A 20,731-nucleotide genomic window follows, 5' to 3' on the forward strand; every position below is an offset into this window, starting at 1 on the left:
CAAAAAAATCCGCATGTTACTGATTTTGCAGGAGATGCCAATCGTGGCCAGTCCATGGCCAGGCGAGGGCGGACCTTCCCGTTTGCGCCGCGTCCATGCGATGGTTAGTATGCGTTCCGTATATGTTTTGTAGTCGAGGTGTAGTGTGGGCCTGGTGAAGATTTCCGAGCAATTGCACGAAGAGGCGCGCATCGCCTGCAAGGCCATGTCGCGCTCGATCAATGCCCAGGCCGAGCACTGGATGCGCATCGGCATGCTGATCGAAGCCAATCCCGGCCTGACCTATGCGCAGGTGCTACGCCAATTGATGGACGAAGCGCGCGAAAGCGACCGCCGCGAGCAGGACGCGGCGAGGATCTCGGGATGATCAAGAGCGCGGAGGAAGTCCAGCGCATGAGCGTGGCCGGCGCGCTCACCGCGAAAGTCCTCGAAGCCCTCGACGAGGTGGTGCGGCCAGGCATCAGCACGGCAGAGATCGACCGCTTCTGCGAGCGCTACATCGTCGACACCCTCGCGGCGATTCCCGGCAGCAAGGGGCAGTACGGCTATCCGTTCACGGTGAACACCTCGGTCAACGAGGTGGTCTGCCATGGCTGGCCGTCGGCGCAGCAGATCCTCCGCGACGGCGATATCGTCAACGTCGACGTCACGGTGATCAAGGACGGCTATTTCGGCGACAGCAGCAAGATGTACCGGGTCGGCGCCATCGACCGCCAGGCGCAGAAGCTGCTCGACGTCACCCGCGAATGCCTGTACCGGGCGATCCGCGTGGTGCGCCCGGACGCCACCCTCGGCGATATCGGGCATGCCATCCAGAGTCACGCCGAAGCCAACGGTTATTCGGTGGTCCGCGAATACTGCGGGCATGGCATCGGCCGCAAGATGCACGAGGCGCCGCAGGTCCTGCACTTCGGTCGCGCTGGCGCGGGTGCGCGGCTGAAGGCCGGGATGACCTTCACCATCGAACCGATGATCAACCAGGGCGGCCACGCGGTGAAGCTGCACAAGGACGGCTGGACCGTGACCACTCGCGACCGCCGCCTGTCGGCCCAGTACGAGCACACCGTGCTGGTCACCGAGCGGGGTTGCCGGGTCCTGACCCTGCGCGACGAGGAGCGCGAGGCGCTGGCCGACCTGGCTGGCTGATCGACGCCCGGCCTGGTTACACTGAGACGACTTTTCCGAAGGGAGGCTGGCGGGTGTCCGGCAGGCGTTTTGGCGAGTTCGAACTGCGCGCCACCTGGTTGCGCGAGGACAGTGGCTATCTGGCCGAGATCGAGATAACCAGCATCGACGACGGACGCACCGAATGGCTGGTGCTGCCGGGCCAGCCGCCGTGCGAGAGTCCGGCGGCCGCGCTGTCGCTGGCGGAAGCGGCGCTGTACCGGGTGCGCGGCTTCGATGCGCGGGGCCGGCCGCTGTTTTCCGACTGAGCCTGCTGGCAAATCGCATGATGCATTTCGCACGATCTTGCAGTTTGCACGGACCGCTTCGCTGAGTCTTTTCGTAAGTTATTGATTTTGAATGGTTTTAATTTTCCATGTGGCTGGCATGAAAGCTGCCACCTTTCCCCGTGTTGCGGCTGCGCTGAAGTTCGCGGTCGGTTTTCATGCAAGAGGGGATAAACGATCATGGAAAAGTCCATCAAGATGCTGTTCGATGCCTTCCAGGCCACCTTTGCCGTATCCACCCAGATGCGTCCGGACGGCGGCGCCCTGCTGACCCTGCGCAACGGCGAAGAGATCGTGACCCGTCGCGTGGTGTCCGCCGCCCAGTTGGCCGACGAGAAGCGCATGTACTGGTTCATCAACGCCGTGCGCCGTGACCTGGCCCTGGAGGCGGGGAGCCTGCCGGTGGATGTGGTCGGCACCCTGCGTCGTCTGCAGGAGCGCGGCCTGCCGAGCTACATGGCGGGCTGAACGGTTCGTCCGGAATCCTGGCGGAGACCTCCGGCAGGGCGGGCGAGAGTGCTAGAGTGAAGCTTCGAGGGGGCTGGGCGAGGATCGACCGGCCCCCGCTCGTGTCGGAAGGGAAGGCCAGGGCTGGCCTGCCCGTTCGGTGCTTCGGCAGGCTGGCGCAGAACGATGCAAGGTCGTTCGGGTCAGCATCAGGGATGAAATGACTGACAGGAGTCGGGATGCTGCGTTACGTCGTGGGTTTTCTCGCGTTCACCGTGCTGGCGGCCTATCTGTTGCTGGGGGTTTCCCAGCACGCCTTCCTGCCGTGACCGGTCGGCATGGCGGCTTCAGCTGCGCTGCGGAAGAGGCTGTGGCGGCCGTGCGGGATGCCGGTTTTCGGCTTGCCGTGCCTTGCGTTGCAGGCGTGCGCGCCGACGCGGCACGCGCAGGAAGGCCCACAGGGTGACGCCGGCGAGGCCCAGCCAGGCGACGATCAGCAATGTGACGAAGGATTCGGGAGTCATGGTTCGTCCTCCTCTTACCCAAGGATAGACCCTGCGGGAAGGGGAATTACTGCAATCGGTCTTCGACCATGGTCTGAAACGCGGTCATTCGGGGCCGGCACCGACCAGGGCCAGGCAGCCGGTCAGGCTGGTCAGCAGGGGCAGGGCGAGCAGGAAAGCCAGCCAGATGGCCTCCATGCGCAACAGCGTGGCGCCGAGGAACAGCGCGACCAGGAGGATGGTCATGAGCAGGGCGGTCCAGCCGAAGTACATGGCGAAGTTGTCGATGCCCAGGCCGATGCCCCAGCCCAGCAGCAGGGCCCATACCCCGGCCAGTGCCAGGCCGAGGGCCAGCATGCTCGCCAGGGTCCGGGCGGACGGGGCATGCAGCGGGTGGTTGCGGAATAGCTCGTAGAAGATCGGCGTATTCATCGGCGTCACCTCCGCAAGGGAACTTCCAGCCTAGTCCAGCGGGCGAGACGGCCCTAGACCTATTTGTCATTACGGGGCGTGACCTCAGGCCGTTAACATCCATCTTTTCCAGGCGATGCCGTGCATCGGGCTGTGGGCCCGCTCACCGTTCGTCGCGCTGAGTCGAAAAAGAAACCGAAAGGGTTGCGTGCATGAGTGGCGAACTCGCCTCGTTCGAGGTGGATGGGTATCAACTGGTCTATCAGGACCTGGGCGAGGGCACGCCGGTGCTACTGGTCCACGGTTCGCTGTGCGACTACCGCTACTGGCAATGGCAGTTGCGCAGCCTCGGCGAGCACCACCGGCTGATCGTGCCGAGCCTGCGTCACTACTACCCCGAGCGCTGGGACGGGCAGGGCGCGGACTTCACCAGCGCCCGCCACGTCGCCGACCTGCTGGCGCTGGTCGAGCGGCTCGGCGAGCCGGTACACCTGCTCGGCCATTCCCGTGGCGGCAACCTGGCGTTGCGCCTGGCGCTGGCCGCTCCGGACGCCCTGCGTTCGCTGAGCCTGGCCGATCCCGGCGGCGACTATGCCGCCGAGGTCTACGCCCACGCCGGCCTGCCTGCGCCCGAGGAGCCATTGGAACGCAACCAGTTCCGGCGCCAGGCGCTCGAATTGATCCGTGGCGGCGAGGCGGAACGGGGACTGGAACTGTTCGTCGATACGGTGAGCGGCGCCGGGGTATGGAAACGCTCGTCGGCGACGTTCCGCCGAATGACCCTGGACAACGCCATGACCCTGGTCGGGCAGGTGGCCGACCAGCCGCCGGCGCTGGCGCTGACGGAACTGCGCTCGATCGACCTGCCGAGCCTGATCCTCAATGGCGAACGCAGCCCGCTGCCATTCCCGGCCACCGCCGAGGCGCTGGCGGCGGCCCTGCCGCGCGCCGAGCTGCAACGCATCCAGGGCGCGTCCCATGGCCTCAATGCCACCCGTCCGGCGGCTTTCAACCGGTCGGTACTGGAGTTCCTGGCGCGCGTCGATGGCGTTGCGCCGGACGTGGAAACGTCCTGAAGCGAGGCCGGGCGAACTGACCGCTCGTCAGCTCGCCGCGGATGCTTTACCATGGGCGCTTCGCGCCGGATCAGCTCCGGCGTTTTTCGTCAGTATCCATTCCCAGTGATCTCCGTCCGCGCGCTTCGGCGCAGGGGTGCCGCAAGGCGCCTGCCACTGTGAGGCAGGCCGGCCCGGCGGGCGACGCTTACTGGCACATCCCAACCCACGTGGCCTTTGGTAGGGGTCACCACTAGGAGAGGAGGCGCCATGCCCATCATTACTCTTCCCGACGGCAGTCAACGTTCCTTCGATCACCCGGTCTCCGTGGCCGAGGTGGCCCAATCCATCGGCGCGGGCCTGGCCAAGGCGACCCTCGCCGGCAAGGTCGACGGCCGCCTGGTCGACGCCTGCGACACCATCGATCGCGACGCGACCCTGCAGATCATCACGCCCAAGGACGAGGAAGGACTGGAGATCATCCGCCACTCCTGCGCCCACCTGGTCGGCCATGCGGTCAAGCAGCTCTATCCGACCGCGAAGATGGTCATCGGCCCGGTGATCGAGGAAGGCTTCTACTACGACATCTTCTTCGAGCGCCCCTTCACCCCCGAGGACATGGCGGCGATCCAGCAGCGCATGCGCGAGCTGATCGACAAGGACTACGACGTGATCAAGAAGATGACCCCGCGCGCCGAGGTCATCGAGCTGTTCAAGTCCCGTGGCGAAGACTACAAGCTGCGCCTGATCGACGACATGCCGGACGAGAAGGCCATGGGCCTGTACTTCCATGAGGAGTACGTGGACATGTGCCGCGGCCCGCACGTGCCGAACACCCGCTTCCTCAAGGCGTTCCAGCTGACCAAGATTTCCGGCGCATACTGGCGCGGCGACTCGAAGAACGAGCAGCTGCAACGCATCTACGGCACCGCCTGGGCCGACAAGAAGCAACTGGCGGCCTACATCCAGCGCATCGAAGAGGCCGAGAAGCGCGACCATCGCCGCATCGGCAAGCAGCTCGACCTGTTCCACCTGCAGGAAGAAGCGCCGGGCATGGTGTTCTGGCACCCGAATGGCTGGAGCGTCTACCAGGTGCTCGAGCAGTACATGCGCAAGGTCCAGCGCGACCATGGCTACGTCGAAGTGCGTACCCCGCAGGTGGTCGACCGCATCCTCTGGGAGCGTTCGGGCCACTGGTCGAACTACGCCGAGAACATGTTCACCACCTCCTCGGAAAGCCGCGACTACGCGGTCAAGCCGATGAACTGCCCGTGCCACGTGCAGATCTTCAACCAGGGCCTGAAGTCCTACCGCGACCTGCCGCTGCGCCTCGCCGAGTTCGGCGCCTGCCACCGCAACGAGCCGTCCGGCGCGCTGCACGGGATCATGCGCGTACGCGGCTTCACCCAGGACGACGCGCATATCTTCTGCACCGAAGAGCAGGTGAAGAAGGAAGCGGCCGATTTCATCAAGCTGACCTTGCAGGTCTACCGCGACTTCGGTTTCACCGACATCGCCATGAAGCTGTCGACCCGTCCGGCCAAGCGCGTCGGTTCCGACGAGCTGTGGGATCGCGCCGAAGGCGCGCTGGCCGATGCGCTGAACGAATCCGGCCTGGCCTGGGAATACCAGCCGGGCGAGGGCGCGTTCTATGGGCCAAAGATCGAGTTCACCCTGAAGGACTGCCTCGGCCGTAACTGGCAGTGCGGCACCCTGCAGTACGACCCGAACCTGCCGGAGCGCCTGGACGCCAGCTACATCGCCGAGGACAACAACCGCAAGCGCCCGGTGATGCTGCACCGTGCGATCCTCGGGTCCTTCGAGCGCTTCATCGGCATGCTCATCGAGCACTACGCCGGAGCCTTCCCGGCCTGGCTGGCGCCGACCCAGGCGGTGGTGATGAATATCACCGACAAGCAGGCCGATTTCGCCGCCGAGGTGGTGCGGATCCTCGGGGAAAGCGGATTCCGTGCCAAGTCCGACTTGAGAAACGAGAAGATCGGCTTTAAAATCCGCGAGCATACTTTGCTCAAGGTTCCCTATCTCTTGGTTATTGGAGATCGGGAAGTTGAATCGAAGGCCGTCGCGGTGCGTACGCGCGAAGGGGAAGACCTGGGCTCCATGCCCGTCACCCAGTTCGCTGAGCTGTTGGCACAGGCGGTTTCCCGGCGTGGTCGCCAAGACTCGGAGTAATCATTATTAAGCGTGAAATGAGACAGGATAAGCGAGCTCAACCGAAACCCCCGATCAACGAGAACATCTCGGCTCGTGAGGTACGGTTGATTGGAGCTGATGGCCAGCAGGTTGGTGTTGTTTCGATCGATGAGGCGATCCGCCTAGCCGAAGAGGCGAAGCTGGACCTGGTTGAGATTTCGGCCGACGCGGTGCCTCCTGTCTGCCGCATCATGGACTACGGCAAGCACCTGTTCGAGAAGAAGAAGCAGGCTGCGGTCGCCAAGAAGAACCAGAAGCAGGCGCAGGTCAAAGAAATCAAGTTTCGTCCAGGGACGGAAGAAGGGGATTACCAGGTAAAACTACGCAACCTGGTACGTTTCCTTAGTGAAGGGGACAAGGCCAAGGTATCCCTGCGATTCCGCGGCCGTGAGATGGCTCACCAGGAGCTGGGGATGGAGTTGTTGAAGCGGGTCGAAGCCGACCTCGTGGAGTACGGCACCGTCGAGCAGCATCCTAAGCTGGAAGGACGCCAGCTGATGATGGTCATCGCTCCCAAGAAGAAAAAGTAACCACCAGGGCACTGGCAGGCCTTGCGGTTATGCGTAATCACTCAATGCGGAGTATCCGAACATGCCAAAGATGAAGACCAAAAGTGGCGCGGCCAAGCGCTTCAAGAAGACTGCTGGTGGCCTCAAGCACAAGCACGCCTTCAAGAGCCACATCCTGACCAAGATGACCACCAAGCGTAAGCGTCAACTGCGCGGCACCTCGATGCTGAACAAGTCTGACGTTGCGCGCGTAGAACGCTCCCTGCGTCTGCGCTGATTATTAAGGTAGAGGATTAATTCATGGCTCGTGTTAAGCGTGGCGTTATCGCCCGTCGTCGTCACAAGAAAATTCTGAAGCTCGCCAAGGGCTACTACGGTGCACGCTCGCGCGTGTTCCGCGTTGCCAAGCAGGCGGTGATCAAGGCTGGCCAATACGCCTACCGTGACCGTCGTCAGCGCAAGCGTCAGTTCCGCGCACTGTGGATCGCCCGTATCAACGCTGGTGCTCGTCAGAACGGTCTGTCCTACAGCCGTCTGATCGCTGGCCTGAAAAAGGCGGCCATCGAGATCGACCGTAAGGTCCTGGCCGATCTGGCAGTGAACGAAAAAGCGGCGTTTACCGCGATTGTCGAGAAAGCGAAGGCAAGCTTGGCTTAAGCCCTACGACAATCACCGGACTTCGGTCCGGACGTAACGTCACCGATAGGGGAAGAGCCTTACCGCTCTTCCCCTATTTTGTATCTGGAGTCCATACATGGAAAACCTGGATGCGCTGGTCTCTCAAGCATTGGAGGCTGTGCGACACACCGAAGACGTCAATGCCCTGGAGCAGATCCGGGTTCACTACCTCGGCAAGAAAGGCGAACTGACCCAGGTGATGAAGACCCTGGGCGACCTGCCGGCCGAAGAGCGGCCGAAGGTTGGCGCGCTGATCAACGTGGCCAAGGAAAAGGTCCAGGATGCGCTGAACGCGCGTAAGACCGAGCTGGAAGGGGCCGCGCTGGCCGCCCGGCTGGCCGCGGAGCGCATCGATGTCACCCTGCCCGGTCGTGGCCAGCTGAGCGGCGGCCTGCATCCGGTCACCCGCACGCTGGAGCGCATCGAGCAGTGCTTCAGCCGCATCGGCTATGAAGTCGCCGAAGGCCCGGAAGTCGAAGACGACTACCACAACTTCGAAGCGCTCAACATTCCGGGCCACCACCCGGCGCGTGCCATGCACGACACTTTCTATTTCAATGCGAACATGCTGCTGCGTACCCACACCTCACCGGTGCAGGTGCGGACCATGGAGTCCCAGCAGCCGCCGATCCGCATTGTCTGCCCGGGGCGCGTCTACCGCTGCGACTCCGACCTGACCCACTCGCCGATGTTCCACCAGGTGGAAGGCCTGTTGGTGGACGAGGGTGTCAGCTTCGCCGACCTCAAGGGCACCATCGAGGAATTCCTCCGCGCCTTCTTCGAGAAGCAGCTTGAAGTGCGCTTCCGTCCGTCCTTCTTCCCCTTCACCGAGCCCTCGGCCGAAGTGGACATTCAGTGCGTGATCTGCAGCGGCAACGGCTGCCGCGTGTGCAAGCAGACCGGCTGGCTGGAAGTCATGGGTTGCGGCATGGTGCACCCGAACGTGCTGCGCATGTCCAACATCGATCCCGAGAAATTCCAGGGCTTCGCCTTCGGCATGGGCGCCGAGCGCCTGGCCATGCTGCGCTACGGGGTGAACGACCTGCGTCTGTTCTTCGATAACGATCTGCGCTTCCTCGGACAATTCCGCTAGGCCAGAACGCAACCGGATTCCTTAGGAGAACAGGATGAAATTCAGTGAAAAGTGGCTGCGGAGCTGGGCAAATCCGCAGGTTTCCCATGACGAGCTGGTCGCTCGCCTGTCCATGGTCGGCCTCGAGGTCGACGCCGACCTGCCGGTCGCCGGCGCCTTCAGCGGCGTGGTGGTCGGCGAGGTGCTCTCGACCGAACAGCATCCGGACGCCGACAAGCTGCGCGTCTGCCAGGTCAGCAACGGCAGCGAGACCTTCCAGGTCGTCTGCGGCGCGCCCAACGTGCGCGCGGGCCTGAAGATTCCCTTCGCCATGATCGGCGCCGAACTGCCGGGCGACTTCAAGATCAAGAAAGCCAAGCTGCGTGGCGTCGAGTCCTTCGGCATGCTCTGCTCGGCCAAGGAATTGCAGATCAGCGAAGAGAACGCCGGTCTGCTCGAGCTGCCGGCCGACGCGCCGGTCGGCCAGGACGTCCGCACCTACCTGGAGCTGGACGACTACACCATCGAGGTCGGCCTGACCCCGAACCGCGGTGACTGCCTGTCGCTCGCCGGCCTGGCCCGCGAAGTCAGCGCCATCTACGACGTCCCGCTGGCGCCGGTGGCGGTGGACGCGGTCGCCGCGCAGCACGACGAGACCCGTCCGGTCGAGCTCGCCGCGCCGGCTGCCTGCCCGCGCTACCTCGGCCGGGTGATCCGCAACGTCGACCTGAGCCGGCCGACCCCGTTGTGGATGGTCGAGCGCCTGCGCCGTTCCGACATTCGCAGTATCGACCCGGTGGTCGACGTCACCAACTACGTGATGATCGAACTGGGCCAGCCGATGCATGCCTTCGACCTTGCCGAGATCAACGGCGGCGTGCGCGTGCGCATGGCCGAGGACGGCGAGAAGCTGGTCCTGCTCGACGGCCAGGAAATCACCCTGCGCGCCGACACCCTGGTGATCGCCGACCACCAGCGCGCCCTGGCCATCGCCGGGGTGATGGGCGGCGAGCACAGCGGCGTCAGCGACAGCACCCGCGACCTGTTCCTCGAAGCCGCGTTCTTCGACACCATCGCCCTGGCCGGCAAGGCCCGCTCCTATGGCCTGCACACCGACTCCTCGCATCGCTTCGAGCGCGGCGTCGACAGCCAGTTGGCGCGCAAGGCCATGGAGCGTGCGACGCGCCTGATCCTCGACATCGTCGGCGGCGAGCCGGGGCCGATCGTCGAGCAGGTCAGCGAAGCGCACCTGCCGAAGGTCGCGCCGATCACCCTGCGCGCCGAGCGCGTGACCCAGATGCTCGGCATGCCGCTGGACGCCGACGAGATCGTGCGCCTGCTGCAAGCCCTGGAACTGACGGTGGTAGCCGACGGGGAAGGGCAGTGGTCGGTCGGCGTACCGAGCCATCGCTTCGACATTTCCCTGGAAGTCGACCTGATCGAGGAACTGGCCCGTCTCTACGGATACAATCGCCTGCCGGTGCGCTACCCGCAGGCGCGCCTGGCGCCGAACAACAAGCCGGAAGCGCGCGCCGCGCTGCCGCTGCTGCGGCGCCTGCTGGTCGCCCGCGGCTACCAGGAAGCGATCACCTTCAGCTTCATCGATCCGGCCCTGTTCGAGCTGTTCGATCCGGGCACCCAGCCGCTGACCCTGGCCAACCCGATCTCCGCCGACATGGCGGCGATGCGTTCCAGCCTCTGGCCGGGCCTGGTCAAGGCGCTGCAGCACAACCTCAACCGCCAGCAGTCGCGGGTCCGCCTGTTCGAAAGTGGCCTGCGCTTCGTCGGTCAACTGGAAGGCCTGAAGCAGGAAGCCATGCTCGCCGGCGCCATCTGCGGCAAGCGCCTGCCGGAAGGCTGGGCCAATGGTCGTGACGGCGTGGACTTCTTCGACGCCAAGGCCGATGTCGAGGCAGTGCTGGCCAGTGCCGGTGCCCTCGGCGACTTCAGCTTCGTGCCCGGCGAGCACCCGGCGCTGCACCCGGGGCAGACCGCGCGCATCGAGCGGGACGGGCGGCTGGTCGGCTACCTGGGCGCGCTGCATCCGGAACTGGCGAAGAAGCTCGACCTCGAGCAGCCGGTGTTCCTCTTCGAGCTGCTGCTGGCCGAAGTAGTCGACGGCCACCTGCCGAAGTTCCGCGAGCTGTCGCGCTTCCCCGAAGTGCGCCGCGACCTGGCGCTGCTGGTGGATCAGGACGTGCCGGCACAAGACATCCTGACACAAATCCGTGCGGCGGCCGGCGAATGGCTGACGGACCTCAGGCTGTTTGATGTGTATCACGGTAAAGGCATTGATCCGCATAGAAAAAGCCTTGCCGTCGGCTTGACCTGGCAGCATCCATCGCGCACTCTTAATGACGATGAAGTCAATAGCACGACGCAGAACATCGTCACGTCGTTGGAAGAAAGGTTCAATGCCACGTTAAGGAAATAGCGTATGGGGGCTCTGACGAAAGCTGAAATTGCGGAACGTCTGTACGAAGAGCTGGGCCTGAACAAACGGGAAGCCAAGGAGTTGGTGGAGTTGTTCTTCGAAGAGATCCGCCAGGCGCTGGAGCATAACGAGCAGGTCAAGTTGTCCGGTTTCGGCAACTTCGACCTGCGCGACAAGCGCCAGCGCCCCGGACGCAACCCGAAGACCGGCGAAGAAATCCCGATCACGGCCCGCCGCGTTGTCACCTTTCGTCCAGGGCAGAAACTGAAGGCCAGGGTTGAGGCATATGCTGGAACCAAGTCATAACGACGAGCTGCCACCGATTCCCGGCAAGCGCTACTTCACCATCGGCGAAGTCAGCGACTTGTGCGCGGTCAAGCCCCACGTGCTGCGCTACTGGGAGCAGGAATTCCCGCAGCTCAACCCGGTGAAGCGCCGCGGAAACCGCCGCTATTATCAGCGCCAGGACGTGCTGATGATCCGCCAGATCCGCGCGCTCCTCTACGACCAGGGCTTCACCATCGGCGGGGCGCGCCAGCGCCTCTCCGGCGACGAGGCCAAGGACGACGTCACCCAGTACAAGCAGCTCATCCGCCAGATGATCGCCGAGCTGGAGGAAGTCCTACTGGTCCTGAAGAAGTGACGGAAGCAAAAAAAACTTCCACTTATCAGAAGCTTAGTATATAGTGCGGCTCACTTCGGAAGCACAGCCACTGAGCTCGGAAGTACAGTCGGGGCGTAGCGCAGCCTGGTAGCGCACTTGCATGGGGTGCAAGGGGTCGAGTGTTCGAATCACTCCGTCCCGACCAAATTCTCGAAACGGCTCAAGCACTTACAGTATTTGGGCCGTTTTCGTTTAGCGGTTGCGCAAAACAGGCGCAAAATACGCGCAAAACTATTTCACACCGGCTTGGCAATAAAGGTGTGGCTGGCGTTCTCTTTGACCATCTCGCTCGGGGTCTCCGTCAAGGTCTTCGGTTGGTTTGTTGTTCAACTTCAATTCCATCTGGAGGTATTTGTCATGGCAAAACTGAGCAATGCAATTAAAAGCGTTCTGGTGTGTGTAGTGTCCCTGCGGAGACCTGATGGTGAACATGCCCCCGATCGAGAGTTGGCTTAGAGAAAGAGCTGTCATGCCTACCCAAGAGGTACACTGCAGGGTTTGATTCCCTGCCTCCGCACCATTAGCTACTGATCTGGCTGATATCCAGATCAGGAATCGCATCTGACCAGACCACATCCGTGTGGTCTCGCAGATAGTTCTTCGTCATCTCCGCGCTGGCATGCCCAGCGATCTTTTGGCCATCTTTCCCGGCCTTCTTATACAGATGCAGCGAGAGGGCTCTGATCTCATGGAAGCCCGGCATCTCTTCGTCTTTCCATCCTGAATAGCAGGCTGCAGCCTCCCGCGCTTCCTTGAATGCTCTGGACAGATAACGCTCATCGATCTTCGTCCAATGCTCCTTTCGGTCAGCAAGCCCCAGTTTCCGATCCGGTCGCCGATGGATCAGGAAGGGGGAGGGGATGCCATCGTTACTGACCTGCCCCCAGCTTTAGTACCGCTGCCTAGTTAATGGCCCTGGGGTTGATATCAATTTTTCCTGCTTCAGCTGCTGCTGGCGAGTTCGCCAACTTGCAGCAAATTCTGCCGGGGTGAGATTGCCAATCGTGCTGTGCGGTCGGTGTTCGTTGTAATCCCGCCGCCAGGCCGCGATGCGGATTCTCGCTTCGGCCAGCGAACAGAACCAGTGCTCATTGAGGCATTCGTCCCGGAACTTACCGTTGAACGACTCGATGAAGGCATTCTGCGTGGGCTTACCAGGCTGAATCAGCTTCAGCTTGATGTCGCGCTGATAGGCCCATTGATCGAGTGCCTTGCCGGTGAACTCGGGCCCCTGGTCGGTGCGGATCGCTTTCGGGTAGCCGCGAAACCGCGCCATCTCGTCCAGCGCCCGTGTGACGCGAAAGCCGCTGATACCGTGCGCCAGCACGCCGCAGCAGGATGTGCAGGCGGCGATAGCCAAAGCGCCGGCGCTCTTGGGCCAGTTCCACCAGTTGGGCTTGCAGCTCGGTGTTTTGCACACTGGCTCGCGGCTGGTAGCGCAACACCGAGCGGGATAGCCCGATCAACTGACAGGCACGACGCTCGGAGATGCCGGTTCGCGCTTGCATCTCCTGCACCGCCTCCCGCCGTGCTGTCGGGCTTACCCTTTTCCCCGGGCGACCACTTTCAGCGACTCGATGTCGAGGTGGGCCTCGGCGAGCAACTTCTTCAATCGGCTATTTTCCAGTTCAAGATCCTTCAACCGTTTGGCGTCCGCCACGGTCATACCGCCAAACTTGGCCCGCCAGGTGTAGAACGAGGCATCACTGAAGCCGTGTCGGCGACACAGTTCCTTCACCGGCACACCGGCCTCCGCCTGCTTGAGGAAGTCGAGAATCTGCTCTTCGGTAAAACGCTTTTTCACTGCCGTCTCCTGCTCGGAAAACGGACTCTACTAAGTTTGACGTGGTACTGAAATCGGGGGGGGGCAGGTCATAGACATCTCTTACTCGGTGCTGAATTGACACGGCTCATAGAGAACAGTGGGACTCGAGGTGATGGCACTATGCTCTTGAATTTGTTTACTAGGCCGGTGTGTTCCGGCTAGTGTTGTCGTCGACTTGTAGTCTTAGGACGCAGTTCGAATCTAGGAGAGGACATGAGGATCCCGAATCCGCCTTTGGCCAAGGATCTTATGGCTACCGCCAGAAGCTTTGGTAGCTATGACTTGGCCGCAGCTCTGGCTGACCTGATAGATAACAGCATCAAGGCACGGGCGAAACGGGTGGACATTACCTTCATTCCGAAGCCGGATGATGTGCAGGTGAGGATCAGGGATGACGGTGTCGGTATGGACAGGGAGACCCTGACCGTCGCTATGCGCCCAGCCAGTGCCAATCCTCAGGCAGAGCGTGAGCCTGATGATCTGGGCCGGTTCGGATGGGGGCTCAAGTCTGCATCGCTTTCCCAAGCACGCATCTTGACGGTTGTTTCCTGGCAGCAGAGCGCCATTACTGCCGCAAGCTGGGATATCGATGATATCGACGACTGGAGCATGAATGTCGTGGAAGGAGCTGAGGCTCTGCACTTGCTTGACGGGAAGCCGGGTACCCCTTCGGGAACCGAGGTGATATGGAGTCGCTCGGACAGGCTTCTGGATCGGGAACACAGTGTTTCAGTTGACGAGTCGCTTACCCACACAATTGCCCACGCCATTCAGAAACTTTCCCTGATATTTCATCGTTACCTTGCCGGTGAGGGCAAGCGACGGTTGACGATAGTCATCAATGGCAATCAGCTTTTCCCGATCGACCCGTTCATGACCTCACATGATGCAACCCAGACACTGGATGCAGAGAACATCGTCATGCCCAGTGGGGAGCAGATCAGGGTTCAACCCTATGTACTGCCTCATTTCTCCAAGTTGTCGACCGAGGACCAAGAGAAGCTGGGCGGGCCAGAGGGCATGGTTCGAAATCAAGGGTTCTATGTATATCGGAATCGACGCCTCATTATCTACGGAACCTGGTTCCGTCTGGTGCCGCATGGGGAGCTCACTCAACTGACGCGGGTCCGGGTGGATCTGCCGAATACTCTGGATGCCGATTGGCGAATAACTGTGGACAAGTCTGACGCTCAGCTACCCGCAGTCTTGAAGCGCAGACTGCAGGAGGTTGTGAGGCGTTTCAATCGACGCTCGATTCGAGTACATCGCAATAAAGGTGTTGCTCTGGATCGGCTTGAGATCCATTCGGTCTGGCGACGATACGTAAAGAACGGCCAGATTCGTTATCGCGTGAACCGCGAGCACCCAATGGTGGCCCGGCTTTTGGGGCAGCCGGACTTCTCTGCGGATTTCGATGCGGTACTCCGGCTGCTTGAGTCCTATTTTCCGACTGACATGTTTCTGAAAGATGCCGAAGCAGGGGTGAATCAGTGTTCCACCTCTGTCGAGGAGTTCGAGTCGCTGGTTGACCAGTGCATGATCAATTACCTGCAGGACTGTGATGGTGCCCCGGAGATCGAGGGCTTTCTGAAGTTCATTGCCGTAATGGAGCCATTTGCAAGCCAATGGACCTATACGGAAAGCTATGTTCGTAAAAATACGGCCAGGAAGTGGGGGATGTCGAATGGACTTTGATGCTAGCTTGAGCTTTCTGCGAGTGGAGATAGACAGACGGATTCAGGGGCGGTTTCCAGTACCTCAGGGGTTTCTGGACACACATGTGAAGGAAGTTTCTGCTCTTGCAAGTATTCTTGATGAAGAGCTGGCGAGTCGCCTGATCAGGCATCTGGAAACGATATATGGTACCCAGCAGGGGGAGGGTCACGTTCTCAAGACCGATTTCCAGGAGTGGTACCCCGGGCGGAAGGGAGAAGTCGACTTCTACTACTGGCGCAGGCTGCAGAAGTACTGGCTGGATCATTCGATCCTGCCTGTTCAGGTCGTCCAGTCCGTCGACAAGGTTACCGACGAGATTCTGGGATATCTGGGTGACCCTCTTGAGGGCGACTCTTGGCGGCGCCGAGGTCTGGTCATGGGGCATGTGCAGTCGGGAAAGACCACGAACTATTCCGCGTTGATTGCCAAGGCGGCAGATGCAGGTTATCGGGTAATCGTGGTTCTCGCTGGGCTGACCAATTCACTGAGATATCAGACTCAGGTCAGGCTGGATCAGACTTTTGTCGGAAAATCATCCCTCGGAGACAATTTTGTTTCGGAAATATATCCGGTCTCCTATGTTCTCAAGGGGCTTGAGGGGGAGGGAGGGGAGATAAGGCATCCCTTCTGTGGGACTACGCAGAGTGCTGACTTCAGTGTGAAAACGGCGAAAAGTGTCGGTGCCACAGAGGGCAATTTTGCTGATCCAATACTGTTTGTTACCAAGAAGAACGAGAAGGTTCTGGCTCGTCTTGCCGACTGGTTGAGAGGGCTTCGTCAGGACGGGCAACTCGAGGGGCCGATGTTGCTGATCGATGACGAAGCGGACAATGCATCGGTCAATACCGCAAAGGATCCGGGTGTTACCACGCGCATCAACGCTCGGATACGTGAATTGCTGAGCTGTTCGCGGCGCTCTTCCTACGTTGGCTATACGGCTACGCCATTTGCCAACATCTTCATCGATCCGGATACCGAAGACAGCATGCTCAAGGATGACCTTTTTCCGGAGCACTTCATCAAGTCTCTTGAGCCGCCAGGAAACTATATCGGCGCCGAGAAGCTCTTTTCCGACGGCGGAGAGCTGTTCGAGGCTTGCATCCGCGAAATACCAGGCGACTACCTTGATCTGCTTCCACTGAGCCACAAGTCCGGAGATCCGGTCAGTGAACTGCCGGAAAGTCTCGAGGATGCAGTTCTCGAATTCACTGTATTCAGGTCCATTCGGGTTCTTGCCGGCGAGAGCCGCAGGCATTCATCGATGCTGGTGAATGTCAGCAGATTCAATGCCATTCAGCGCCAGATCCACGATCTCATCTACCTGCTGCTGCAGGATCTGAAGGCTGCTGTTGATGCCTGGGCATCCAGCAGCTCCTGGGGTAGTTCGCGGCTGCTTTTAAGGCTGCACGAGATCTGGGAAAAGGAATATGCGGAGCACTGCGATTTCGACTGGGACGATGTTCGTGGTGCCTTGCGGCGTGGCCTGGCACCTGTCGAGGTCCGGCTGGTAAACATGCAGGGCGGTGGTCTGGACTATACGAAAGCCCCCGAGTCAGGCATGCATGTGATTGCAGTCGGTGGTCTGGCCCTGGCCCGTGGACTGACTCTCGAGGGGTTGGCGGTATCGTACGTACTGAGGAATGTCGGTGCTGCTGACACACTGCTGCAGATGGGGCGCTGGTTCGGCTATCGGCCGGGCTATGAGCGACTGTGTCGGATCCATGCTACCGGCGAGATGCTGGGGGACTTTCGTGAGGTAAGCAACGCGGTTGAAGAGCTGCGGGAGGACCTTGTTCGCATGGAGCGGATGGGGATCACGCCTAACGAGTTCGGTCTCAAGGTCCGCCAAAGTCCAACAGGTATAGCCATTACCGCCGCGAACAAGATGCGGGCCGCCAAGCCTGTGCTGATGGCAGTGGATCTTTCCACCAAGCATCTTCAGGCGTTCGAGCTGTTCAACGACGGGAGCATCAATGCTGAGCATTTCGCTGCCGTGACGTCCCTCGTGGAGAAGCTTGGAACAGGCTGGGTTGAGCATGAGGTGTCAGATGATGGAGCTCTGGTCTGGAAGGGCGTTGGCGTTGCTCTGGTTCAGGAGCTGCTTCGAGAGTTCAAGCTTCCGCAACTGCATTTTGCTTTGGGATACGAAGGCCGAAGTCTCACATCGGACTACATTGCTGATCGTGCCAGCGGCGAACTGGCACTATGGGACATTGCGATCCCGTTCCGGCGAACTGGTGAGCCGGGAATAGATTTTCCGTTCGGGCGAGGGGAGGGGAAGAATATCTACTGTCGAGTACGACATTCCGGGGTTTCCAAATCGGATGACCCCAATGTCGTGAAGATAACGGCAAAGAACGTTGTCGCAGATGCTGCAAGAACCGACCTTCAGTATGGCGAAAGAGAGGAACTGCGTGAGCAGATTGCAAAAATAGAGAGCGAATTTCCGGATTTCAGCCCAGAGATGCAGTACCTGATGGCCAGAACACGGCCTCTCCTGTTGATACATCTGCTGGATTTCAGGCTGAAGAAATCCGACGAGAAGAGCAAGAAGCTCGACTTCGAGGCTGGCAGGCCTGTCGTGTCGATCAGTCTGGCATTTCCAGACACGGGTGTGGCTCCACAGCCGCGCGAATATGCGGTGACCAAGCGTCTGGCTCAGATGATGGAGCGGCAACGTCAGGAGGCAGAGTCGGACGAGGATCTTGATGGTGACGAATGACTTCATTGCCAAGTGGGACGAGATCGCACATCTCGGCCGAGGCGCCGGGCGCTTCAGGGTTTGTCCGGATCATCTCCTCGATCTGTTCATCAGCTACTCCAGTGCAGGCGAGCGAGAATTCATTCTGGAGTCCAGCGCATCGGAGCTGAATGGCTCGAACTTGCCGGAGTTCGAGAATGTGGCCGTTCGTCACTGCGAGATCGACGGGGGGCACCGTCTTGTGCTCTGCCTGACAGACCATCAGTTGAAGGATCTCTTTTCGATCATGTGTGCCGACCTCGCGGATGCCTCTTCGCGATCGGAAAGCCCTGCCGGAGCCGCGAACATATTCGCCGTACGGCTGAATCGCTGGGCAGACCTGCTGCGCCGAGGGCGATCGCGGGAAATGTCGTTCAGGGAGCGGCTCGGCCTGCTCGGTGAGCTCTGTCTGGTGAAGTGGTTGATCGACGTTTGTGAGGTTGCTCCAGAGGTGGTCACCCGCGGGTGGCGAGGGCCGGATGGTGATACCAACGATATCGGCCTCAACAACGTTCGTATAGAAGTCAAGTCGCAGCTTTCGACCCAGCCGTTCATGATCAGGGTGTCCTCGCTGGAACAGCTTGACGGTGATGGACGAGAGCTCTGCGTTGCTCTGCACCGATTCACCGTTTCGGAAAGTGGAGTCAGTCTGGCGTCGCTCGTGGCGGACATATCCTTCCGGCTTTCTGGTACCCATTCTGGTCTGATGGAGTTCCAGCGGAAGTTGTTCCTCGTTGGATATCAGCATGACGCCGGCTATGTCAGTGAAGCGTTCAACCTGGACGCCGTACGGGTCTATCGTGTTGCCGAGGGGTTTCCGCGGCTAGTCCCTTCTACCGTTCCTGACGGGATCGTTCGAGTGAAGTACGACATCGCTTGCGAAGCCATAGACGACTACCGGATAGATCAGATGGAACTGGAGATGTTCATCAATGGCTGATCTCCAGGATGAGTACGAAGAGCTGCTCGAGGAGGTGCGTGTAGGCAGCGTTGCCGGTCACGAATTGCAGATCACCGAGTTCTTCCGGATCTATTCGACTCTGGCTGCAGAAAATGGGGATACACCGGACATGGACTATTGTCCGGTGCTGAAGGAAGGTTCTGGAGGATACCGTGTCGATGGGTACGCACTGGGTATGCTCAGTGATGACAGCTCCGAGGCCGGCGATCTCTATCTCGCAGTCTGCGACTATCGGCAGGAGGCGGATATGCCTGCCGTCAACAGCCGGGATGTGGACAGGGCCGTCGATGGTGTCGAGCGGTTCTTCAAGGCGGCCATGAGCCAGAAGTTCCTGGCCAGTCTGGAGGAGGCCAGCCCTGCATATCAGCTTGCTGCACTGATTCAGCAGTACGGCAGCAGAATCAGGCGCCTGCGCGTCATTCTCTTCACCAACTGTCATCTCCGTGTCCGCAAAAGTCTCTTCGAGACCCGGGATGTCGGTTCGGTGACATTGCACGTCAACGTCTTGGATCTCGAGCGCTATGCAAGAATCTCGTCCGTCGGTGGCGAGCCGGTCGAGATTGACTTCGATGAGGACTTCGGTGGGGCGATCGAATGTCTGCCTGTATCGACCGGAGCTGAGAGCTATCAGAGTTATCTATTTGCCATGTCTGGCAGCGCATTGGCGAAGGTATTTGCAGCTTTCGGCAATCGCCTGCTGGAGCAGAATGTCAGGAGTTATCTGCAGGCGAGAACCAGTGTCAACAAGGGCATTCTGCGAACCATTGCCGAAGAACCCGGAATGTTCTTCGCCTACAACAACGGAATCACTGCCACGGCTTCATCGGTCGATATCCGTAGACTGGAAGAAGGTGGGCCGGCCATCTCCCATATCAGGGATTTCCAGATCGTCAATGGTGGCCAGACTACAGCCTCCCTGCTATACGCCAGAGATGGGCTGGGGCGGGATCTCGATCAGGTGTACGTTCAGGTCAAACTGTCGGTTGTCGATGAGGGGCGTCTCGAGGAGGTGGTTCCCTGCATCTCCGAATATGCGAACACCCAGAACAAGGTTTCCCTTGCCGACCTGGCCTCCAACAGCCCGGTTCAGATCAGGATCGAGCGTCTCTCCAAGGACGTATCTGTGCCACAGAGGGCAGGAGCCCTGCACAGCAGCAAATGGTTCTACGAGCGTGCCCGGGGGCAGTACAAGAATCTCTTTGCCTACAAGTCGAAGGCCGAGCGCAGCAGGCTGGAACTGACCTATCCGAAATCCCAGCTACTGACCAAGACCGACTTGGCCAAATACGAGTTGGCTTTTGAAGGCAAGCCCCATCATGTCAGTGAAGGGGCTCAGAAATGCTTCAGCAGGTTTACATCAGTGCTTGCTGGGCTCGATGATGCTTCGAAGATCACAGAGACGTGGTTTCGCCGGGCCGTGGCCAAGGCTCTGCTTTTTCTCCGGCTCGATGAGATTGTGCAGAAATCGGAATGGTATCGCAGTGACCGTGGCTACAAGGCCCAGATAGTTACCTACACGATTGCGGCATGTGCCGAGGGGTTTCGGGCTGCAGAGCTTCAGATCGATCTGGACAGGATCTGGCGGGAGCAAGAGGTTCCTCGGACTCTCCTGGACTGGATGTTCGTGGAGGCCTGGAGAGTGTCCGAAATTCTCAAGTCGCCTCCGGAAAGCGTGCGAAACGTATCCGAGTTCGCCAAGCGGGAGTTCTGCTGGGCGCAGTATGTCAAGGGGAGGGTGGGGTTACCCGGCTCCGCCGTGAAGCAGTATGGGGTTTCTCTGCAGGAATACGCAGACGAAACAAGGCAGGGGCAGCGAGAAGCGATCAGGAATCAGGAGATCGATTTCGATATTGCCCTTTTCGGTCTGGCTGACAGAGCAGTCGAGATCATGGAGCAGGCCCGACAGAGCGGGGCTGCTTCGCCCAAGAACATGGATGCGCTCAAGAAGCTTGCGGCTGGGCGTCTCACCAGCCTCTCGAAGGGGGAGAAGGGCGCGCTGAAATATCTGCTGGAGCGACTGGAAATCGAATACTAAAGCCCGCGCGAGCCGC

19 protein-coding genes, 1 tRNA gene and 2 pseudogenes are annotated in these 20,731 nt (G+C 60.4%); 18 read left to right on the forward strand and 4 right to left on the reverse strand.

What is annotated here, in order from left to right; translation table 11 throughout:
• Positions 1–145: 145 nt before the first annotated feature.
• The 4 genes from ACI766_RS11355 (at position 146) to ACI766_RS11370 (ending at position 1,919) form a co-directional block, all read left to right on the forward strand.
• Positions 146–367, forward strand: coding sequence for a ParD-like family protein (locus ACI766_RS11355; RefSeq protein WP_003090688.1), 222 nt, complete (start codon positions 146–148; stop codon positions 365–367).
• Positions 364–1,146: a type I methionyl aminopeptidase gene (gene map, locus ACI766_RS11360; protein WP_014602757.1), complete on the forward strand. Its 783-nt coding sequence runs from the start codon at positions 364–366 to the stop codon at positions 1,144–1,146. The genes ACI766_RS11355 and map overlap by 4 nt, the downstream gene beginning before the upstream one ends.
• A gap of 53 nt (positions 1,147–1,199) precedes the next feature.
• Complete coding sequence (locus tag ACI766_RS11365; protein WP_003090686.1) at positions 1,200–1,433, forward strand: hypothetical protein; 234 nt, start codon at positions 1,200–1,202, stop codon at positions 1,431–1,433.
• Positions 1,434–1,631: 198 nt separating this feature from the next.
• Positions 1,632–1,919 carry a DUF3509 domain-containing protein gene (locus ACI766_RS11370; protein ID WP_003090684.1) on the forward strand — a complete coding sequence of 96 codons (288 nt, stop codon included), beginning with the start codon at positions 1,632–1,634 and terminating at the stop codon, positions 1,917–1,919.
• 326 nt (positions 1,920–2,245) lie between these two features.
• Here ACI766_RS11370 and ACI766_RS11375 read toward each other — a convergent pair whose 3' ends face one another.
• Complete coding sequence (locus tag ACI766_RS11375) at positions 2,246–2,422, reverse strand: hypothetical protein (RefSeq protein WP_003099098.1); 177 nt, start codon at positions 2,420–2,422, stop codon at positions 2,246–2,248.
• Between the two features lie 84 nt (positions 2,423–2,506).
• Positions 2,507–2,833: a hypothetical protein gene (locus tag ACI766_RS11380; RefSeq protein WP_003090681.1), complete on the reverse strand. Its 327-nt coding sequence runs from the start codon at positions 2,831–2,833 to the stop codon at positions 2,507–2,509.
• 191 nt (positions 2,834–3,024) lie between these two features.
• Between ACI766_RS11380 and ACI766_RS11385 the strand changes: the two genes are divergently transcribed.
• The 10 genes from ACI766_RS11385 (at position 3,025) to ACI766_RS11430 (ending at position 11,583) form a co-directional block, all read left to right on the forward strand.
• Positions 3,025–3,888 carry an alpha/beta fold hydrolase gene (locus tag ACI766_RS11385; RefSeq protein ID WP_003116601.1) on the forward strand — a complete coding sequence of 288 codons (864 nt, stop codon included), beginning with the start codon at positions 3,025–3,027 and terminating at the stop codon, positions 3,886–3,888.
• A gap of 249 nt (positions 3,889–4,137) precedes the next feature.
• Complete coding sequence (gene thrS, locus ACI766_RS11390) at positions 4,138–6,060, forward strand: threonine--tRNA ligase (protein ID WP_003090677.1); 1,923 nt, start codon at positions 4,138–4,140, stop codon at positions 6,058–6,060.
• On the forward strand, positions 6,060–6,611 hold the full coding sequence (infC, locus tag ACI766_RS11395) for a translation initiation factor IF-3 (protein WP_003119938.1): 552 nt from the start codon (positions 6,060–6,062) through the stop codon (positions 6,609–6,611). Before thrS ends, infC begins: the two co-directional genes overlap by 1 nt.
• A 61-nt stretch (positions 6,612–6,672) precedes the next feature.
• Entirely contained in the window at positions 6,673–6,867 is a 195-nt protein-coding gene (gene rpmI, locus ACI766_RS11400) for a 50S ribosomal protein L35 (RefSeq protein ID WP_003090673.1), read from the forward strand.
• 23 nt (positions 6,868–6,890) lie between these two features.
• The gene (gene rplT, locus ACI766_RS11405) at positions 6,891–7,247 is read left to right on the forward strand and encodes a 50S ribosomal protein L20 (protein WP_003099086.1); all 357 of its coding nucleotides are present in this window, start codon (positions 6,891–6,893) and stop codon (positions 7,245–7,247) included.
• 97 nt (positions 7,248–7,344) lie between these two features.
• A complete protein-coding gene (gene pheS, locus ACI766_RS11410; RefSeq protein ID WP_003090666.1) occupies positions 7,345–8,361 on the forward strand; it encodes a phenylalanine--tRNA ligase subunit alpha in 1,017 nt (338 codons plus the stop codon).
• 34 nt (positions 8,362–8,395) lie between these two features.
• A complete protein-coding gene (gene pheT, locus ACI766_RS11415; RefSeq protein WP_003451893.1) occupies positions 8,396–10,774 on the forward strand; it encodes a phenylalanine--tRNA ligase subunit beta in 2,379 nt (792 codons plus the stop codon).
• Positions 10,775–10,777: 3 nt separating this feature from the next.
• Positions 10,778–11,080, forward strand: coding sequence for an integration host factor subunit alpha (ihfA, locus tag ACI766_RS11420; RefSeq protein ID WP_003090661.1), 303 nt, complete (start codon positions 10,778–10,780; stop codon positions 11,078–11,080).
• Positions 11,061–11,417 (forward strand): MerR family transcriptional regulator, encoded by a 357-nt coding sequence (locus tag ACI766_RS11425; RefSeq protein WP_003090655.1) that lies wholly within the window; start codon positions 11,061–11,063, stop codon positions 11,415–11,417. The genes ihfA and ACI766_RS11425 overlap by 20 nt, the downstream gene beginning before the upstream one ends.
• Positions 11,418–11,506: 89 nt before the next feature.
• Positions 11,507–11,583, forward strand: a tRNA-Pro gene (locus ACI766_RS11430).
• Between the two features lie 375 nt (positions 11,584–11,958).
• Here ACI766_RS11430 and ACI766_RS11435 read toward each other — a convergent pair.
• Both ACI766_RS11435 and ACI766_RS11440 read right to left on the reverse strand, forming a co-directional pair.
• Positions 11,959–12,306: pseudogene (locus ACI766_RS11435) on the reverse strand (tyrosine-type recombinase/integrase); the annotation flags it as partial.
• Between the two features lie 21 nt (positions 12,307–12,327).
• A pseudogene (locus tag ACI766_RS11440) lies at positions 12,328–13,242 on the reverse strand (integrase core domain-containing protein).
• 234 nt (positions 13,243–13,476) lie between these two features.
• On the opposite strand from ACI766_RS11440, the gene ACI766_RS11445 reads away from it, so the two are divergent.
• The 4 genes from ACI766_RS11445 to ACI766_RS11460 are packed head-to-tail and all read left to right on the forward strand — an operon-like array spanning position 13,477 to position 20,715.
• A complete protein-coding gene (locus tag ACI766_RS11445; protein ID WP_049955995.1) occupies positions 13,477–14,958 on the forward strand; it encodes an ATP-binding protein in 1,482 nt (493 codons plus the stop codon).
• Complete coding sequence (locus ACI766_RS11450; protein WP_047691463.1) at positions 14,948–17,701, forward strand: Z1 domain-containing protein; 2,754 nt, start codon at positions 14,948–14,950, stop codon at positions 17,699–17,701. Before ACI766_RS11445 ends, ACI766_RS11450 begins: the two co-directional genes overlap by 11 nt.
• Positions 17,688–18,659, forward strand: coding sequence for a PD-(D/E)XK motif protein (locus ACI766_RS11455; RefSeq protein WP_031755768.1), 972 nt, complete (start codon positions 17,688–17,690; stop codon positions 18,657–18,659). Before ACI766_RS11450 ends, ACI766_RS11455 begins: the two co-directional genes overlap by 14 nt.
• The gene (locus ACI766_RS11460; protein WP_052048826.1) at positions 18,652–20,715 is read left to right on the forward strand and encodes an AIPR family protein; all 2,064 of its coding nucleotides are present in this window, start codon (positions 18,652–18,654) and stop codon (positions 20,713–20,715) included. The genes ACI766_RS11455 and ACI766_RS11460 overlap by 8 nt, the downstream gene beginning before the upstream one ends.
• Positions 20,716–20,731 lie beyond the last annotated feature (16 nt).

Source organism: Pseudomonas sp. DL (genome assembly GCF_047199225.1).
GTDB lineage: Bacteria > Pseudomonadota > Gammaproteobacteria > Pseudomonadales > Pseudomonadaceae > Pseudomonas > Pseudomonas aeruginosa.

What these genes read in the sequence shown, in the direction of transcription:
- rplT (WP_003099086.1), top strand. Translation starts at nt 6,891, where the DNA reads ATGGCTCGTGTTAAGCGTGGCGTTATCGCCCGTCGTCGTCACAAGAAA.
- ACI766_RS11375 (WP_003099098.1), bottom strand. Translation starts at nt 2,422, where the DNA reads ATGACTCCCGAATCCTTCGTCACATTGCTGATCGTCGCCTGGCTGGGC.
- ACI766_RS11385 (WP_003116601.1), top strand. Translation starts at nt 3,025, where the DNA reads ATGAGTGGCGAACTCGCCTCGTTCGAGGTGGATGGGTATCAACTGGTC.
- thrS (WP_003090677.1), top strand. Translation starts at nt 4,138, where the DNA reads ATGCCCATCATTACTCTTCCCGACGGCAGTCAACGTTCCTTCGATCAC.
- ihfA (WP_003090661.1), top strand. Translation starts at nt 10,778, where the DNA reads ATGGGGGCTCTGACGAAAGCTGAAATTGCGGAACGTCTGTACGAAGAG.
- pheS (WP_003090666.1), top strand. Translation starts at nt 7,345, where the DNA reads ATGGAAAACCTGGATGCGCTGGTCTCTCAAGCATTGGAGGCTGTGCGA.
- rpmI (WP_003090673.1), top strand. Translation starts at nt 6,673, where the DNA reads ATGCCAAAGATGAAGACCAAAAGTGGCGCGGCCAAGCGCTTCAAGAAG.
- ACI766_RS11445 (WP_049955995.1), top strand. Translation starts at nt 13,477, where the DNA reads ATGAGGATCCCGAATCCGCCTTTGGCCAAGGATCTTATGGCTACCGCC.
- ACI766_RS11370 (WP_003090684.1), top strand. Translation starts at nt 1,632, where the DNA reads ATGGAAAAGTCCATCAAGATGCTGTTCGATGCCTTCCAGGCCACCTTT.
- ACI766_RS11455 (WP_031755768.1), top strand. Translation starts at nt 17,688, where the DNA reads ATGGTGACGAATGACTTCATTGCCAAGTGGGACGAGATCGCACATCTC.
- ACI766_RS11460 (WP_052048826.1), top strand. Translation starts at nt 18,652, where the DNA reads ATGGCTGATCTCCAGGATGAGTACGAAGAGCTGCTCGAGGAGGTGCGT.
- pheT (WP_003451893.1), top strand. Translation starts at nt 8,396, where the DNA reads ATGAAATTCAGTGAAAAGTGGCTGCGGAGCTGGGCAAATCCGCAGGTT.
- map (WP_014602757.1), top strand. Translation starts at nt 364, where the DNA reads ATGATCAAGAGCGCGGAGGAAGTCCAGCGCATGAGCGTGGCCGGCGCG.
- ACI766_RS11450 (WP_047691463.1), top strand. Translation starts at nt 14,948, where the DNA reads ATGGACTTTGATGCTAGCTTGAGCTTTCTGCGAGTGGAGATAGACAGA.
- ACI766_RS11425 (WP_003090655.1), top strand. Translation starts at nt 11,061, where the DNA reads ATGCTGGAACCAAGTCATAACGACGAGCTGCCACCGATTCCCGGCAAG.
- ACI766_RS11380 (WP_003090681.1), bottom strand. Translation starts at nt 2,833, where the DNA reads ATGAATACGCCGATCTTCTACGAGCTATTCCGCAACCACCCGCTGCAT.